The organism is Psychrobacter fjordensis, from assembly GCF_904845995.1.
Lineage (GTDB): Bacteria > Pseudomonadota > Gammaproteobacteria > Pseudomonadales > Moraxellaceae > Psychrobacter > Psychrobacter fjordensis.
This window is the reverse complement of sequence record NZ_CAJGYP010000001.1, coordinates 1,131,147-1,148,942: the sequence shown is the minus strand read 5'-3', so window position 1 is coordinate 1,148,942 and position 17,796 is coordinate 1,131,147. Positions and strand designations below refer to the sequence as shown.

Below are 17,796 nucleotides of genomic sequence, written 5' to 3'. Positions count from 1 at the left end.
CTAAGCTATAAGTTAGAAAGGCTTTAGCTATAAAACACCAAAATAAACCCCTGCTATTTTCAATATTAGCAGGGGTTTTCTATGTATTTAAAGAACCATCATTAAGGTACTTTCAGTTCATACATTAATGCTATCCATTAGAGTGAGTCTTTTAAAGCATCCTCAACGAAATTCAAGCGATCTTGACCAAAGAACATTTCACCATTTACAAAGAAACTCGGTGCACCAAATACACCTCGGGATACAGCTTCCTCAGTAGACGCTTTCAAATGCTCCTTGATCTCAGTATCGTTTATACGTGTCATAAAATCAGTGGCATCAATACTCGCTCTGACCAAAGCTTCAGTGACTACCTCTGATGATTCCATATTGAGCTTTTCAGCCCATAAAGCATTAAAGATGGCCGTTAGACAACTTGCAAACTCAGGTTCTCCTAGGTAAGCAGTAATACCTCGCATGAGATGCATCGTATTCAACGGAAAAAATGGATTGAACTCAAACGGTACCTGATAAATAGTTGAGAAGCGCTTAAGGTCTTAGAGCATATAAGCACCTTTCGCAGGTACTGCAGCTGGTGAAGTGTTACCAACAGCTTGAAAAACGGCTCCAAGCAACATAGGTCGCCAAATAATTTCAGCATTGTGACGTTGTGCTATGCTCTCTAATTGTGTCCATGCCAAATAACTGGCTGGACTGCCCACATCAAAGAAAAATTCTATTTGTTTACTCATCTTTGCATTCCTTGCAATATACATTAAAACCTTGGGGATTTATCGTTAGATAAATGTTAGAAAGTTTCCATCCACGGGCGTAAATCCAGCTCATGCGTCCAACTGTCTCTCGGTTGGCAATGCAATTGCCAATACTGCTCAGCGATATGCTCAGGATTCAAGATGCCATCTTGGTCTTTAAGTGCATAACGTTCCGGAAAATTGTCACGGATAAATGCCGTATCAATAGCACCATCAATAATAGGGTGCGCCACATGTATGCCTTTTGGTCCTAACTCACGTGCCATGCTTTGGGCCAAAGCACGTAACGCAAATTTAGCGCTAGCAAAAGCCGAAAAACCTTTACTACCTCGCAAAGAAGCAGTTGCTCCTGTGAAAATAATCGTCCCTTTTCCACGAGGAATCATAACTTTCGCCGCTTCTCTACCTGTCAAAAATCCAGATAATGTTGCCATTTCCCATACTTTTCTAAAAACTCTTTCTGTAGTCTCTACAATGGAGAAATGCACATTCGCACCGATATTGAATACCACTACTTCAATCGGCCCAATATCGTTTTCAATATGATCGAATAACTCGATCATTTCTTTTTCTACACGCGCATCACAACCAAATGGCTTGGCTACTCCACCAACTGCTTCAATATCACTGACTAACGTGTTAAGTTTATCAACACTCCTTCTAGTCACACATAAAGTAAAACCTTCTTTTGCAAAACGTTTTGCAACAGCACTACCAGTTGCATCTCCTGCTCCAATTACAACCGCTACAGGTGCTCTATACATATCTATTTCCTTATAGATTTCTTTTTAGAACTAACAAAAATGTAGCCTTATTTATGGGTACTGTCAAGCTAACCCATTATTCAATAGTAAAGGAGATAATATATGCGTTGAGGTGAACTTGCTAAGCATTTTTGCTCGATGCCTCGTACGTTAGCTATTTTCCCCCAAACTATAGGCAAAAGAAAACCCCCTTTGACATAAGTCAAAGGGGGTTTTCTAGGAATAGAGAGCTGACGATGACCTACTCTCACATGGACGAATCCACACTACCATTGGCGCAACGATGTTTCACTTCTGAGTTCGGGAAGGGATCAGGTGGGGCCATCGCGCTATTGTCGTCAGCAAAGGGGGTTAGATATGAGTCTGTTGTTTTTATTGTTTGACTATAAATTTTACTTTTTAGTCGATCAACTTATAACCTAACTGAATCAAGGTTAAAGGTGATATCGAAATATTCTCTCTTTATTCTATAAGCCACTACAGCTTATACAAGATAGATTAATTAGACTTGTATACAAACCACTTGGGTGTTGTATGGTCAAGCCAAACGAGCAATTAGTACAGGTTAGCTACATGCATCGCTGCACTTCCACACCCTGCCTATCAACGTCCTAGTCTTGAACGGCTCTTTAGGGAAATCTAATCTTGAGGTGGGCTTCCCGCTTAGATGCTTTCAGCGGTTATCCCATCCGAACGTAGCTACCGGGCAATGCCACTGGCGTGACAACCCGAACACCAGAGGTTCGTCCACTCTGGTCCTCTCGTACTAGGAGCAGATCCTCTCAAATTTCCAACGCCCACGGTAGATAGGGACCGAACTGTCTCACGACGTTCTAAACCCAGCTCGCGTACCTCTTTAAATGGCGAACAGCCATACCCTTAGGACCTGCTTCAGCCCTAGGATGAGATGAGCCGACATCGAGGTGCCAAACACCGCCGTCGATATGAACTCTTGGGCGGTATCAGCCTGTTATCCCCAGAGTACCTTTTATCCGTTGAGCGATGGCCCTTCCATACAGAACCACCGGATCACTAAGACCTACTTTCGTACCTGCTCGACTTGTGGGTCTCGCAGTTAAGCGCGCTTTTGCCTTTATACTCTACGACCGATTTCCGACCGGTCTGAGCGCACCTTCGTACTCCTCCGTTACTCTTTAGGAGGAGACCGCCCCAGTCAAACTACCCACCATACATTGTCCTCGGTATTGTTATACCTGAGTTAGAACCCCAACATGACCAGGGTGGTATTTCAAGATTGGCTCCACAAACACTAGCGTGTCTGCTTCAAAGCCTCCCACCTATCCTGCACAAGTCAGGTCAAAGTTCAATGTAAAGCTGTAGTAAAGGTTCACGGGGTCTTTCCGTCTAGCCGCGGGTACACAGCATCTTCACTGCGATTTCGATTTCACTGAGTCTCTGCTGGAGACAGCGCTGCCATCATTATGTCATTCGTGCAGGTCGGAACTTACCCGACAAGGAATTTCGCTACCTTAGGACCGTTATAGTTACGGCCGCCGTTTACTGGGGCTTCGATCAAGAGCTTCGCTTACGCTAACCCCATCAATTAACCTTCCAGCACCGGGCAGACATCACACCCTATACGTCCACTTTCGTGTTTGCAGAGTGCTGTGTTTTTAATAAACAGTTGCAGCAGCCTGGTATCTGCGACTGCCAGCAGCTCAAGGAGCGTGTCCTATCACCACCAACAGCGTACCTTCTCCCGAAGTTACGGTACCATTTTGCCTAGTTCCTTCAGCAGAGTTCTCTCAAGCGCCTTGGTATTCTCTACCTGATCACCTGTGTCGGTTTAGGGTACGATTCGTTTATAACTATTGCTTAGAAGCTTTTCCTGGAAGCATGGTATTTGCCACTTCACTGTACAAGTACAGCTTGCTATCAGATCTCAGCCATGTAGTAGCCCGGATTTACCTAAGCCACAAGCCTACATCCTTTCACCTGGACAACCAACGCCAGGCTGACATAACCTTCTCCGTCCCTCCATCGCATTATAAACAAGTATCAGAATATTAACTGATTTCCCATCGACTACGCCTTTCGGCCTCGCCTTAGGGGTCGACTCACCCAGCCCCGATTAACGTTGGACTGGAACCCTTGATCTTCCGGCGTGCGAGCTTTTCACTCGCATTATCGTTACTCACGTCAGCATTCGCTCTTGTGATACCTCCAGCATGCCTTACGACACACCTTCACAGGCTTACACAACGCTCCCCTACCACTTGAAAACAAATTCAAATCCGCAGCTTCGGCTCCTAGTTTGAGCCCCGTTACATCTTCCGCGCAGGCCGACTCGACTAGTGAGCTATTACGCTTTCTTTAAAGGATGGCTGCTTCTAAGCCAACCTCCTAGCTGTCTATGCCTTCCCACCTCGTTTCCCACTTAACTAGGAATTTGGGGCCTTAGCTGGCGGTCTGGGTTGTTTCCCTCTCCACAATGGACGTTAGCACCCACTGTGTGTCTCCCGGATATCACTCATCGGTATTCGGAGTTTGCATCGGTTTGGTAAGTCGGTATGACCCCCTAGCCGAAACAGTGCTCTACCCCCAATGGTGTTCGTCCGAGGCGCTACCTAAATAGCTTTCGGGGAGAACCAGCTATCACCGAGTTTGATTAGCCTTTCACCCCTATCCACAAGTCATCCCCTGGCTTTTCAACGACAGTGGGTTCGGTCCTCCGGTGCCTGTTACGGCACTTTCAACCTGCTCATGGATAGATCACTCGGTTTCGGGTCTATACCCTGCAACTAAACGCCCTATTAAGACTCGGTTTCCCTACGGCTCCCCTAAACGGTTAACCTTGCTACAGAATATAAGTCGCTGACCCATTATACAAAAGGTACGCAGTCACTCCAATAAATTGAAGCTCCTACTGCTTGTACGCACACGGTTTCAGGTTCTATTTCACTCCCCTCACAGGGGTTCTTTTCGCCTTTCCCTCACGGTACTGGTTCACTATCGGTCAGTCAGGAGTATTTAGCCTTGGAGGATGGTCCCCCCATCTTCAAACAGGATTTCTCGTGCCCCGCTCTACTTAATATGTTAACTCTAATGTTTCGAATACAGGACTATCACCTACTACGGTCAGCTTTCCCACGCTGTTCTTCTACATTAGAATTAATCGGCTTCTCCCCGTTCGCTCGCCGCTACTAGGGGAATCTCATTTGATGTCTATTCCTAAGGGTACTGAGATGTTTCACTTCCCCTCGTTCGCTTCTTGTACAAGTACAAGATACCTACCTTATGGTAGGTGGGTTTCCCCATTCAGAAATCTCCGGATCACAGGATATTGCCGCCTCCCCGAAGCTTATCGCAGGCTGTCACGTCTTTCATCGCCTCTGACTGCCAAGGCATCCACCATGTGCGCTTCATTACTTGACCATACAACCCCAAGTAGTCTCTCGACTTCTAAGTGTCATACAATCTAATTATGATAACGATATCACCTAATTTTATACGCTTGATTCAGTTCTCTTATTACTTTTTTAATAACTCACCCCTGGGATAACAACTGATGTCGTTAAGAGGTGAGTTATTAAGGTTAAGAAGTGCGCGTGAACACGCTCTTCCTAACCCAGACTCATATCTATGTTTTTAAATAGTTCCTACTCTCTCGTCGAGTAGCAGGTTCTGTATAAAACAGAAAGAAGTAATCTTGCCAATATAATGGCGAATCACTTGTTTCTATTTAATACCTATTTTATTTATTAGCATCTAAAGTTTCGTATTTATAGTGGTGGAGCCAAACGGAGTCGAACCGTTGACCTCCTGCGTGCAAGGCAGGCGCTCTACCAACTGAGCTATGGCCCCGTAAATAATGGTAGGCCTGGGCAGACTTGAACTGCCGACCCCCGCGTTATCAACACGGTGCTCTAACCAGCTGAGCTACAGGCCTTTGTATGCCTACAAAGGCAAAAGCTAATAAATACTAGCTTAAACTAAAGAACAACTTGTTGTGAATTCTTGCTGACCGAATGTCATCTATAAGGAGGTGATCCAGCCGCAGGTTCCCCTACGGCTACCTTGTTACGACTTCACCCCAGTCATCAACCACACCGTGGTGAACGCCTCCCCGAAGGTTAAGCTATCCACTTCTGGTGCAATCAACTCCCATGGTGTGACGGGCGGTGTGTACAAGGCCCGGGAACGTATTCACCGCGGCATTCTGATCCGCGATTACTAGCGATTCCTACTTCATGGAGTCGAGTTGCAGACTCCAATCTGGACTACGATAGGCTTTTTGAGATTCGCATCACATCGCTGTGTAGCTGCCCTCTGTACCTACCATTGTAGCACGTGTGTAGCCCTGGTCGTAAGGGCCATGATGACTTGACGTCGTCCCCGCCTTCCTCCAGTTTGTCACTGGCAGTATCCTTAGAGTTCCCGGCTTAACCCGCTGGTAACTAAGGACAAGGGTTGCGCTCGTTGCGGGACTTAACCCAACATCTCACGACACGAGCTGACGACAGCCATGCAGCACCTGTATTCTAATTCCCGAAGGCACTCCCGCATCTCTGCAGGATTCTAGATATGTCAAGACCAGGTAAGGTTCTTCGCGTTGCATCGAATTAAACCACATGCTCCACCGCTTGTGCGGGCCCCCGTCAATTCATTTGAGTTTTAACCTTGCGGCCGTACTCCCCAGGCGGTCTACTTATTGCGTTAGCTGCGTCACTAAGTCCTCAAGGGACCCAACGACTAGTAGACATCGTTTACGGCGTGGACTACCAGGGTATCTAATCCTGTTTGCTACCCACGCTTTCGAGCCTCAGTGTCAGTATTATGCCAGAAGGCTGCCTTCGCCATCGGTATTCCTCCAGATCTCTACGCATTTCACCGCTACACCTGGAATTCTACCTTCCTCTCACATACTCTAGCTCTACAGTTTCAGATGCAGTTCCCAGGTTGAGCCCGGGGATTTCACATCTGACTTATAGAGCCACCTACGCTCCCTTTACGCCCAGTAATTCCGATTAACGCTTGCACCCTCTGTATTACCGCGGCTGCTGGCACAGAGTTAGCCGGTGCTTATTCTGCAGCTAATGTCATCGTCCGTGGGTATTAACCACGGAGTCTTCTTCACTGCTTAAAGTGCTTTACAACCAAAAGGCCTTCTTCACACACGCGGCATGGCTGGATCAGGGTTTCCCCCATTGTCCAATATTCCCCACTGCTGCCTCCCGTAGGAGTCCGGGCCGTGTCTCAGTCCCGGTGTGGCTGATCATCCTCTCAGACCAGCTACAGATCGTCGCCATGGTAGGCCTTTACCCCACCATCTAGCTAATCCGACTTAGGCTCATCTAATAGCGAGAGCAGTAAACTGCCCCCTTTCTCCCGTAGGTCGTATGCGGTATTAATACGAGTTTCCCCGTGCTATCCCCCACTACTAGGTAGATTCCTAAGTATTACTCACCCGTCCGCCGCTCGACGCCTGATAGCAAGCTATCATCGTTTCCGCTCGACTTGCATGTGTTAAGCCTGCCGCCAGCGTTCAATCTGAGCCATGATCAAACTCTTCAGTTTAATCTTGCTATGAAGTCCTTTAAAGAGACTTCTAAACTTGGCTCATCTAATCTGGCAAAATCGCTAAAAATTATGTTCGTAATGAATTAACTTTGAGTTTTTCTGCTGTCTTAAATGATAATTTTTATAGTTAGAATCCTATCGAAAAGATAGTCAACCAACTTTATTTTTTAACATTCTGAATCAGCAAAAATCCACACAAGTTGTTCTTTAGTTATGCTTTTAAATAATGCCTAATCACTGTCGTCCAGTGTTAGTATTTCTAACTAAATATTCCCAGCCAATACGGCTTATCCTATTTAGCGAGCTGACTATCATATCATGTTTTAATAGTCTGTCAACTTCTTTTTTTATCTCGTTTCAATAAGTTAGCTTGTTAATTTACTGTGATTGCTCACTGTTTTATTAACTGCTTTGCCTTAATGAGGTGCGTATTATAGACGCTTATTCTGCTAAGTCAAGAAGTTATTTTTATTAGTTTAAAACTAATTTATTTAAAGTATTCAATAAGTGATTGCTCACTTCCTAAACACCCTTCCCTTCTGACTGGGACGCATTATACTCGGTTTGAGGGCGCGGTCAAGGACTCTTATAAACTATTCTATAGTTTGTTTAAACGTCTCAAAAATACTGGCTACTTATCATGGGGTTAGTGATTTGGTGAGCTAGTTGCTTTTTGGATTTTCATTTTGTAATGGAACTTCGACCGTTTCAGACTTCATGACATGCCTCTATATATCTCTTTGCACATCCAAAGTACATTAGTACATTAGTACATTAGTACATTAGTATAGATGATCGTGCAAACATCACAATATGGATAACTTATATAGATAACTGACCTAAGCAGTTACTCAGCTATACATCTATATCCGAAAACTAAATGCCCTTAATCAGATTTCAGTCATTTGCATACTTCCACTACTGTCTACGAATTAACTTATATAAATGAATGCAGTTATCTGAGTATATTCTGGCTGCCATCAAGTAAGCTTATTATCAGTTACCTTAGCTTTACTCGTCATGAGAGTCATTGGTCTTTGAAGTTGCTAATCGTCACCTATTCATAGCAAAACAAATAAGGCAGCCATTAGGCTGCCTTTTCGATTCTGCATATTGTTTTAAGTTTCATCACTGCTAATGAGATAACACGATCGGTTTTATTACACTTAAGGGCAATTATTTGCATGGTGAGCAACTACTCACCACAGAAACTAACTTTCTAATTATAAATATGGTTGTGCAGTTTCTTCTTCAACTTCAACAGTGCCATCACTTTCGGCATCAGCTTGAGCCATATCATCCATACTTCCATCATCAGTCTGAGCCATATCATTCATGCTCTCGGCATCAGACATATTGTTAAACTCTTCAGTTTCAGTTTGAAGTCCGTTATCCATACTTCCAGCTTCGGTTTGCATGGTAGTATCTGCAGTCGCAGTTTGTACGACTGGTTGTTCAGCAGCCATGGCTAGACTTGGGATAGTAAGTGCGGCGCCAACAATTAATGATAAAGACAAAGTAAGGTTTTTCATTGATTAATTCCTTGATTCACAGATTTTATGCATCAGTTAAAAATAAGCCTAAACGGTATTTCGTACAGCTCGAATCCATTTAACAAACAGCATTGTCATAAATAAAATTATGATAATTATTTGAGCTATTATCATGTTCGATTTGAGATCAGAACATTATGATCTAATCTTCATTAGCCATAATCTCCGAACACAAGACTACCAATTAATAACTTTGGCATTCAGTAGTACAAAAATTACCAGTCTAACGTGCTTATTTTTTTATTGTGACATTGTGCAATTGCTATAGCATCTTTGTTATATCAATATGTTGAGAACTATTATTGATAACTCTTAATCTCAAACCCTTATAACTAAACAACATATGCTCTATTAGTTATTAACCTCTACTTAATAATACATACTTATTATTTTTTAGCTCTCTTATCGTTTCTTTAGTGAATTACTCTAAACTCCTTATATTTTCTGGATTTTTGAATATTTATTATGTCATGGCTTTAATTTTCTATATCGCAAGAGTGAAAGTATGTCGGCAACAGTCTGATAACAAAATTTAGTCATTATATTTTTGAAATATTGCGAATTTTTTTAAGGTCATCATACTTATTAAAGAAAAATATATAGATATGAGCATCACAAATTCCAAAAATAGGCCATAACTTATCGTCTTCTTAAGATCAATATGATTGATTTACAGCTACCACTTGAATATCTAACTTCACTTTTTTTGCCATGCCTAACACTGTATATTTACTAATACCCCACTTCGTTCTATCGATAGTTGTCGTAAAACTTCCACCGCACACCGATTTCTTTAATATCGGATTTAGATAGCAGTTTAACTTGGTAGCAGTGAGCGTAACGGGGTTGGTCTGCCCATGTAGCGTCAATAGGCCATCAACTTTGATGGTGTCTTTATTAGATAAAAAATGCCATTTGGTAGACTTAAAACGAGCCACTGGAAATTTTTCGATATCAAAGAAATCTGCGCTTTTAAGCGTGGTATCGAAAATTTTGTTACCTGTATTTAAGGTGTTCAGAGGAATTATGAGAGCGATACTGCCTGTCTTAGCCGTTGGGTCATAATCAAACTGACCGCTCAAATTATAGAAGCCACCAGTGATCGTTGATGTATTAAGAGGCTCAATGGCGAAACGTACGTTGGTACGGGTAGAATCGATATGATAGGGGGTCGCATAGCTACTGACGATGCATACTGTACTTAGACATAAACCCAATAGAAATTTGCGATAGGATAATAGCGCCTTTGAGAGAAAAGCATGACTCATAATGACATTCCTTTGTGCAGTAAATGACAGGCCAATCACATCCTTTGTCATCGTCATACGCACTCATATAGCGATAAAAAGACAATATCTAATCGATAGATATTGTCTTTTTCATTCTGATAATCTGACTTATAAAAATTAAAGCACCAAATTAGAATTTGCTATCTATAGTTGATTTATCTTTGCCACTTGGTGTCAGCCATTTAGCGAACCAACCTGACACGTCATCCATCAAGGTATAAACCACTGGAATAACCACAAGACTGAGTAGCGTCGAGGTCACCAGACCACCCAATACTGCTGCTGCCATCGGGCGACGGAAAGTAGGATCTGCATCACCCCAGCCAAATACCAATGGCAACATGCCAGCGCCCATCGCAATCGTCGTCATAATAATCGGTCGGGCACGCTTATGACAAGCATCAACCATCGCATCAAACCGTGCTAGTCCACGATTTTGGGCGATGATAGCGTAATCCACTAACAAGATAGAGTTCTTGGTTGCAATACCCATCAACATAATAAAACCAATCATCGAAGGCATCGATAAGCTGCTATTGGTAATCACCAAACCAATAAAGGCACCACCGATTGATAGAGGTAATGCCACTAAAATCGTAAAAGGCTGTAGCACTTTGCCAAACAGCAGAATCAATACGCCTAAGATACAGATAATACCGACTGACATGGCGATGATAAAACCACTGAAAAGCTCAGCCATATTTTCGGCTTGTCCTTGATCGATGATGGTAATTGATGCAGGCAAATTTTGCATTGTTGGGGTCTTTTTGACTGCTTGTACCAACTCACCAAGCTCACTGTCTGCAGGCTGTACCGTAATACTGATCGCACGCTCACGATCGAGACGTTTTATCTGAGCAGGCCCTGTACCGAAATCCAAACTGGCCACTTCACTGATACGCACGCCCTGCCCTGCGGTACTATTACTAGATACGTATAGGCCTTCCAACTGATTGACGTTTTGTTTTGCGACATCAGGCAAACGCACAACAATAGGAATCTGCCGTGTATCTAGATTGAGCTTAGACAGACTTTGCTCATAGTCACCCACCGTCGCAATACGTAAGGTAGTCGCGATATCTTGTGTGGTCACGCCTTTGTCTGCCATTGCTAGTCTGTCAGGCGTCACGGTTAGCTCTTGACGCGGTAGACTGCGGTCGCTAGTGACTGACCCTGCACCTGGCAATGCACGAATATCGGACATAATCTGCTGAGCGGTCTCTTCAAGTACTTGAGGATTGCTACTGGTCAGCGAAAAGTTGTATCCCGTCTCACCACCACTCGATAGCCCAACCGTAAAACGAGCACTTGGCACCTCCGAAAGTATCGCGCTAATCTTACGCTCAACCTGTTGTTTCGAATCTCGCTCAGCACGCGGAGCCAATACGATATCCAGACTGCCTATATTTTCTGCTTTACCACTACCGGAATTAGAGTCCATCGACTCTTGTGCCTCACCGACAGACGTAAATATATTAGTGACTTCTGGCAATGCCAAGATGCGAGCACTCGCTAATGCTGCAACCCGTTCTGTATCTGCTAGTGCCACATCAGGTGTTAGCTCAATCGCCACTCGTGTCTGGTCAATGTCATTATCAGGGATAAAAGCGGTCGGTAATAATTTGACCAATCCTAACGAAGCCACGAATAGTAACAGCGTCACGCCCATCGTTATCCAGCGATGATGCAATGTCCACGTGACGGCTTTGAGATACCACGTCATCAGTTTGCTTTGCTTTTCGACATGATGCTTTTCTGGCCGGAGTATGTACGCTGCCATCATAGGCGTAATCAGACGCGCGACCAGTAGAGAGGCAAAGATAGCCAAAGCAGCCGTCCAACCAAACTGCCGGAAAAACTGACCCACGACACCGCCCATAAAGGCCGTCGGCAAAAATACAGCGATTAAGGTAAAGGTCGTCGCCACTACCGCCAGCCCAATCTCATCAGCTGCTTCCATCGCTGCCTCATAAGGCGTCTTCCCCATCCTAAGATGGCGAATAATATTCTCAACTTCAACGATAGCATCATCGACCAAGACACCAATAACTAAGGATAAGGCCAATAAGGAGATAATATTTAAGCTAAAGTCAAACAGATACATCGCTAAGAAAGTAGGAACCACTGATAGTGGTAACGCAACTGCGGCAACGATGGTCGCGCGTACGTTTCGTAAGAATAAAAACACTACGATTACGGCTAATATACCGCCTTCAATCAGCATCTTTATGGAGGCACTATAATCTTCTGCTACTGGCGTTGCGGTGTCATAGACCTTATCAATCTTAATTTGGCTCATCTCTGCAGTCAGCTTTGCAAGCTCTGCATCGACCAACTCCATGACCTCAACCTCACTAGCACCCCGCGAACGAGTAATGTTAAATGCCACAACGGTCTGCTCATTAAGCTTGGCAAGAGAGCTTGGGTCGGCAGCACCATCAGTCACTTGTGCCATACGCCCGAGCGCCTGCGTGCCACCAGTCGGCACTGCTATTTGCAAGTCATTGAGCTCAGGTGCCCGCTCAACTGCACCCAATACACGAATCGTTTGGGTCGCATTACCTACCTCAGCTTCACCGCCCGCACTGTCTTGCTGAATACCACTCAACTGCTGCGACAACTGTGTAATCGAGAACTGCAAACCACTTAGCGCAATAGGATCGGCAGCGACTGTGATTTCACGTTCAAGGCCACCGATACGACCGACCGTGCTGACCCCAGGAATATCTGACAAGCGCTTGGTGATTGTGTCATCAATAAACCAAGACAGGTCTTCAACACTCATATTGTCGGCAGCGACTGAATAAGTCACAATCGGAAAGCCTGCTGTCGATACTTTAGTAATGATAGGGTCATTGGCTGCTGCAGGAAGGTCTCCGCTCACTTCTCCGACGGCTGAACGCACATCGTCGACGGCTTCTTGGATATCTTTTTCTAATACAAACTCTGTTGCCACCGTGGCAACACCCGTCTGTAACGTCGTACGAATGCGTTTAACACCTTCGATACTGGTGATTCTGTTTTCAATCTTTTTTGCGATATCGTTTTCAATCTGAGAAGGGGCTGCACCAGGGAGGGTGACGGTCACAACAACTGCGGGTAAGTCAATATCTGGAAACTGTTGCACCTTCATTTGCATAAAGCCGTAAATGCCACCTAACGTCAGGAGCACAAACAGCAAAATAGCAACCAGCGGATTTTTAATCGAATAAGCTGAGACATTTAAACTCATGAGCGTGCCTGCTTATCTGTGCCAGTCGTAGTTTTATCGGCAGCCGCGTCCGCTTGGTTACCTGTTTGAATTGCACCACCCACGACAAGCACCAAATCACCATCATTTAAAAAACTCCCGCCCTGCTTCACAATCTGACTATCGGTAGGCAATGGCTCTGTAATCTCTACACTATCGCCAAGTCGCTTGCCCAATGTCACTCGCTGTTGCTTGATACGACCTGTATTTTTGCCATCTTGAGTCTTCATGTTAGTAACTAGCATGACATAGTCATAACCATCGTTGCTCACGATAGCGCTGTTTGGCACTGTCTGCGTACTGGCACTGCCTAGTAGAAACTCACCCGTCTGATACATGCCTGACCGTACTTGTACATTGGCAGCCAAACTGGCATAAATCGTAATCTGACGGTTATTATCTGCCGTTGGCGCAATACGGCTCACCTGACCCATTACAGAGTCGCTACCCGGTAAACTCACACGTACTGGCGTACCAACATTAACTTCACCGATAAGTTTGGGATCGATATCCGCGCGCCACTCTAAAATACCGCCTTTAATAATAGTAAATAATGGCTCACCACCAGCGACCATACCAACTTCAACCATTTTTTCGCTGATGATACCGCTCACTGGCGCGACCACTCGAGCATTATCAACACTCAAGCGCTGAGTGCTTAGTCGAGCTTTTGATGCTTGCAAGGACGCTCTGGCTCGAAGCTCGGAGGTACGATAGCGATCGGCTTCTTGTTTACTGATGGCATCAATATCGAGCAATGGTAATACGCGCGCTGCGTCAGCACTAGCGTTGGCCAGCGTCGCTTCTGCCTCTGCTACGTCCGCCTCTGCTTGTAGCACTTGCTGCTCCATCGCATCGGTATCGAACATGGCCAATACCTGACCTGCTTTGACGCGATCTCCTTCTTCGACCAAGATACGCTCGATAGCCACACCGTTTACCTTCGCACTGACATTCGCCGTATCTTTAGCATTAATAGTCCCATCAGCACTTAACATGTTGCCTATATCATCTTGGCTTGGCACGATTGTTTCTACTGACAGTACTGCCTGTTCTGTACTGCCGTCGCTAGTACCATCACTGGATGCACTGCTAGCACCTGGAGACTCAACCGTTTCTGCTTCACCATTACCCCAATACTTCCCGAGCAGGACCCCAATAATCAGCACCGCCACTAAAGCAGGTAACAACCATAATGGTAACTTTGAGGAGGGTTTATTCACCAATGACTCAGACTGAAGATACGGTGGTAGCTCAGCTCGTTGAGAATTCTCAATATCGGGGGTTTGCTCGCTAGTCGGCGCTTGCTTATTATCAGGGTGTTTAAAATCACTCATAGTTGGTCTCTATAAATAAGCACGGTACTAACGCCGTAAAAAGCATAAGGGAAACAAGATGATGCAGTCCCATCTTATTAATAAGGGTTTTTAACATTGTAGACTAACTCGTCGGCGGGTCAATTATGTTAGATACCTGAGGGGTCAGTTTTTGGTCATTATTAGGATATAGTAAGACATTGAACTTAATAAAGATATTGCTACTAAATATTATAGTATAGACAATAAATTCAGACTAAAGACGCTAGCATAGCCCAACATTCCTACTTAAATTTTGTCCGCATGTGCCTCTTCTCTCAAAGTCTAATGACCAAATCGAATACATGATTGGAGGTTATTACACCGTATTTAATAAAGATACTTCTATGATTGAGTGTGACGTCATATTAAATTGCTTGAAATGAGGCTAGCACTCCTTGATTAATCAACTGTAAAAATCAATGATACATACCACCTACAGTTCAGACTTGAATTTGCGAGGTAATTTGTCATTATTAAGAGGACCTCATCAACAAAGGAGCCAATCATGGCTAATAAGTCAGAAGTGAAAAAGCTTAAGAAAGAGATCAAAGAGACCAAAGCAAAAGTTAAACAGCAAAAGAAAAACCTCAAAGATCTCAAAAAATCACTGAAGAAAGTAAAAAAATCTAAATAGCTTTATCTTGGCAAACAAAAAAGAGGACAGCATTGGCTGTCCTCTTTTTTATTGAGTATCAATTTACTAATGTAAACTGCACAGCTGATTAACTTTGGTTCAATGGTTAAGCATTAGTATAACGACTGGCCTCTGGCATCCAGCGATGTATCAACTGGCTGACATCCGCTTTACGTGTAGGGTCTGAAATTAAATTCTTGGCCAAACGCTGCGCAATCGCAAACAGCTGCTCATCACGGATGAGGTCAGCTAAATAGTAACCAACATTACCTGTTTGACGTTTACCCAGTAACTCACCCGGTCCACGCAACTCTAAATCTTTTTGGGCAATGACAAAGCCGTCGGTACTATCGCGTAATACATTCAAGCGCTCAGTACCCGTCTCTGATAATGGCTTTTGGTAAAGTAGCACACAGTAGCTTTTAGTAGAGCCGCGCCCTACTCGCCCGCGCAATTGATGTAATTGCGACAGTCCCAAGCGTTCCGCATTTTCGATAACCATTAACGAGGCATTGGGCACATCAACACCGACTTCGATAACCGTTGTAGCAATGAGCAAGTCTAGCTCTCCTGCTTTGAATTGCTGCATGATGTCTTGTTTATCAGCAGACTTCATTTTGCCGTGTACCAAGCCAATACGAATATCTAAACGCTCGTTTAAGTCTTCATAAGTCGCTTCGGCTGCTTGTGCATCCAGTACGCTAGACTCTTCTACCAATGAGCAGACCCAATATGCCTGCCTGCCTGCCTCGCAATTAATAGCGATACGCTCAATCACCTCATCACGGCGATTCCGATCAATGGTCACCGTGGTAATCGGCGTACGTCCCGGTGGTAACTCATCAATGATAGAGGTATCCATATCGCCATAGACACTCATGGCTAGCGTACGTGGAATCGGTGTGGCGGTCATAATCAGCTGATGCGGTGTACTGTTGGCCACGCCTTTATTGGTCAGTGCCATACGCTGCTCAACGCCAAATCGATGCTGTTCATCAATGATTACTAAGCCTAATTTGGCAAACTGTACTTGCTCTTGAAACAACGCATGCGTACCAACCACAATCTGCACGGTATTTTCAGCGATTGCCTTCAGTGATTCACGGCGTTGCTTGGCCGTTTGCTTGCCAGCGAGCCAGCCCACACCGATACCCAATGGCTCAAACCACTGTTTAAAATTAACTAAATGCTGTTCAGCTAAAATCTCAGTCGGTGCCATCACAGCCACTTGCCAGCCACTATCAAGCGCATAGCCCGACGCGCCCGCCGCTACTAATGTTTTACCAGCACCCACATCGCCTTGTACCAGCCGCAACATAGGAATAGATGTCGCCATATCAGCGGTAATGTCTCGCATTACTCTTTTTTGGGCACCCGTTAAGTCAAAAGGCAATGCGCCAAACAAGGCGTCAGCCAATGAACTTTGGGTAGTGCATTTAGGGGCTTTATGTTGATGCAGTTGCTGGCGGCGATACAATAAACTCAGCTGATGCGCAGTCAACTCCTCAATAATCAAACGCTGACAGGCCGCATGAGTACGAGCGCTTAGCTGGGTTAATAGTTTATATTGCTGACCAGCATCGGTATAAGTGGGCGGCGTGTGTAGTAAGACTAAGGCTTCAAATATCGTCAAATTGTAGACATTGGTGTGCGCCGATCGATCTGCTGCCGTATTAATATCACTATTAGCACTGCTGTTAGTACTACGATTGCTATCATAGGCCGTTGTACTGCCTCTATTAACGCTATTACCAATTATATTGTCTGGTACGCTACGCGCCAAAGTCGAGAAAATATCTTCTGAATAATCATGCTCTGCTATTAATGATTTCATCGGCTCAAAAGGCGCTAACGGCAAATCAGCCAACACTGAAAAATCTGTGGGCGTAAACAGGGTCATCGGCAGACCTTGGCTGCGAACAGTTTGTAGCGCCAATTTTATTAACGTGCGCAGTTTATTTTGATGCAGTCCTTTAACGCTAGGATAAATAGGCTGCAATCCCGTATTGGTCATGGCAACACTGTCAGTAATAATCTGATATTCAGGATGACTCATCTGCTTGCCATATCGACTGACTTTGACTTCGCCGAACAGCTGCAACTGTGTACCCAAACTCATCGTTTGTGCAAGACCGCGATAAACCTTAAAGAATCGTAAGGATATCGTCCCTGTCTCATCATCTACCACTACCGTCATGCCACTGCGCTTAGTATCGACGTGTACCACACGCCCAGTGATTAATCCCGATTGCCCATGTTCCACGTCTGCGATGGATACCAGTCGGCTACGATCCTCGTAATCACGTGGCAGATGTAATAGCAAATCAAATATTCGCTTTATATTTAACTGTGCTAGCTGCTCTGCGACTTTTAGGCCAACGCCTGCCAGCGCTGTCACAGGCATATCTAGCGCTGAAACTGGCAGCTCAGATCTAAAGTAATCTGATGAGTGAGCTAAAGAAGGGCTTGTCGATGTTGGCATCAAAGATCCTAGCGAGATTGTTTTTGAGTATTAATGTTTTTAAGTATTATAGATTCAATTTTCTTAGTCTACATTTGCTGCATCTTATAAAAACTATAGTTATCAATTTGATATAAAATACTAAGTCATTATGACTGTTATTAATAGTCTAACCCCACTCCCAAAGCCCAGAA

General features: G+C 44.5%; 7 protein-coding genes, 2 tRNA genes, 3 rRNA genes and 1 pseudogene. 1 reads left to right on the top strand and 12 read right to left on the bottom strand.

What is annotated here, in order from left to right; all coding sequences use genetic code 11:
* Positions 1-137: 137 nt before the first annotated feature.
* From JMW61_RS04805 to JMW61_RS04755, 11 genes and pseudogenes are all read right to left on the bottom strand, one after another.
* A pseudogene (locus JMW61_RS04805) lies at positions 138-731 on the bottom strand (DsbA family protein).
* Between the two features lie 56 nt (positions 732-787).
* Positions 788-1,516 carry an SDR family oxidoreductase gene (locus JMW61_RS04800; RefSeq protein ID WP_201549798.1) on the bottom strand — a complete coding sequence of 243 codons (729 nt, stop codon included), beginning with the start codon at positions 1,514-1,516 and terminating at the stop codon, positions 788-790.
* 228 nt (positions 1,517-1,744) lie between these two features.
* Positions 1,745-1,859, bottom strand: a 5S ribosomal RNA gene (rrf, locus tag JMW61_RS04795).
* A 191-nt stretch (positions 1,860-2,050) separates the two neighbouring features.
* Positions 2,051-4,912, bottom strand: a 23S ribosomal RNA gene (locus tag JMW61_RS04790).
* Between the two features lie 353 nt (positions 4,913-5,265).
* A tRNA-Ala gene (locus tag JMW61_RS04785) sits at positions 5,266-5,341 on the bottom strand.
* A gap of 8 nt (positions 5,342-5,349) precedes the next feature.
* Positions 5,350-5,426, bottom strand: a tRNA-Ile gene (locus tag JMW61_RS04780).
* 89 nt (positions 5,427-5,515) lie between these two features.
* Positions 5,516-7,054, bottom strand: a 16S ribosomal RNA gene (locus JMW61_RS04775).
* The 16S, 23S and 5S rRNA genes sit together here with 2 tRNA genes alongside, the layout of an rRNA operon.
* Positions 7,055-8,280: 1,226 nt before the next feature.
* A complete protein-coding gene (locus JMW61_RS04770) occupies positions 8,281-8,589 on the bottom strand; it encodes a hypothetical protein (RefSeq protein WP_201549797.1) in 309 nt (102 codons plus the stop codon).
* 677 nt (positions 8,590-9,266) lie between these two features.
* Complete coding sequence (locus JMW61_RS04765) at positions 9,267-9,935, bottom strand: YceI family protein (protein WP_227687356.1); 669 nt, start codon at positions 9,933-9,935, stop codon at positions 9,267-9,269.
* 94 nt (positions 9,936-10,029) lie between these two features.
* Positions 10,030-13,131, bottom strand: a complete 3,102-nt coding sequence (locus JMW61_RS04760) for an efflux RND transporter permease subunit (protein WP_201549796.1) — start codon at positions 13,129-13,131, stop codon at positions 10,030-10,032.
* On the bottom strand, positions 13,128-14,486 hold the full coding sequence (locus JMW61_RS04755; RefSeq protein WP_201549795.1) for an efflux RND transporter periplasmic adaptor subunit: 1,359 nt from the start codon (positions 14,484-14,486) through the stop codon (positions 13,128-13,130). The genes JMW61_RS04760 and JMW61_RS04755 overlap by 4 nt, the downstream gene beginning before the upstream one ends.
* Positions 14,487-15,012: 526 nt before the next feature.
* Between JMW61_RS04755 and JMW61_RS14330 the strand changes: the two genes are divergently transcribed.
* Positions 15,013-15,141 carry a hypothetical protein gene (locus tag JMW61_RS14330; protein ID WP_265090099.1) on the top strand — a complete coding sequence of 43 codons (129 nt, stop codon included), beginning with the start codon at positions 15,013-15,015 and terminating at the stop codon, positions 15,139-15,141.
* A 106-nt stretch (positions 15,142-15,247) separates the two neighbouring features.
* On the opposite strand, the gene recG is transcribed toward JMW61_RS14330, so the two are convergent.
* The gene (gene recG, locus JMW61_RS04750) at positions 15,248-17,623 is read right to left on the bottom strand and encodes an ATP-dependent DNA helicase RecG (protein WP_201549794.1); all 2,376 of its coding nucleotides are present in this window, start codon (positions 17,621-17,623) and stop codon (positions 15,248-15,250) included.
* Between the last annotated feature and the right edge of the window lie 173 nt (positions 17,624-17,796).

Coding starts and splice junctions, on each gene's coding strand:
- JMW61_RS04800 (WP_201549798.1), bottom strand. CDS start 1,516: ATGTATAGAGCACCTGTAGCGGTTGTAATTGGAGCAGGAGATGCAACT.
- JMW61_RS04770 (WP_201549797.1), bottom strand. CDS start 8,589: ATGAAAAACCTTACTTTGTCTTTATCATTAATTGTTGGCGCCGCACTT.
- JMW61_RS04765 (WP_227687356.1), bottom strand. CDS start 9,935: ATGACGATGACAAAGGATGTGATTGGCCTGTCATTTACTGCACAAAGG.
- JMW61_RS04760 (WP_201549796.1), bottom strand. CDS start 13,131: ATGAGTTTAAATGTCTCAGCTTATTCGATTAAAAATCCGCTGGTTGCT.
- JMW61_RS04755 (WP_201549795.1), bottom strand. CDS start 14,486: ATGAGTGATTTTAAACACCCTGATAATAAGCAAGCGCCGACTAGCGAG.
- JMW61_RS14330 (WP_265090099.1), top strand. CDS start 15,013: ATGGCTAATAAGTCAGAAGTGAAAAAGCTTAAGAAAGAGATCAAAGAG.
- recG (WP_201549794.1), bottom strand. CDS start 17,623: ATGCCAACATCGACAAGCCCTTCTTTAGCTCACTCATCAGATTACTTT.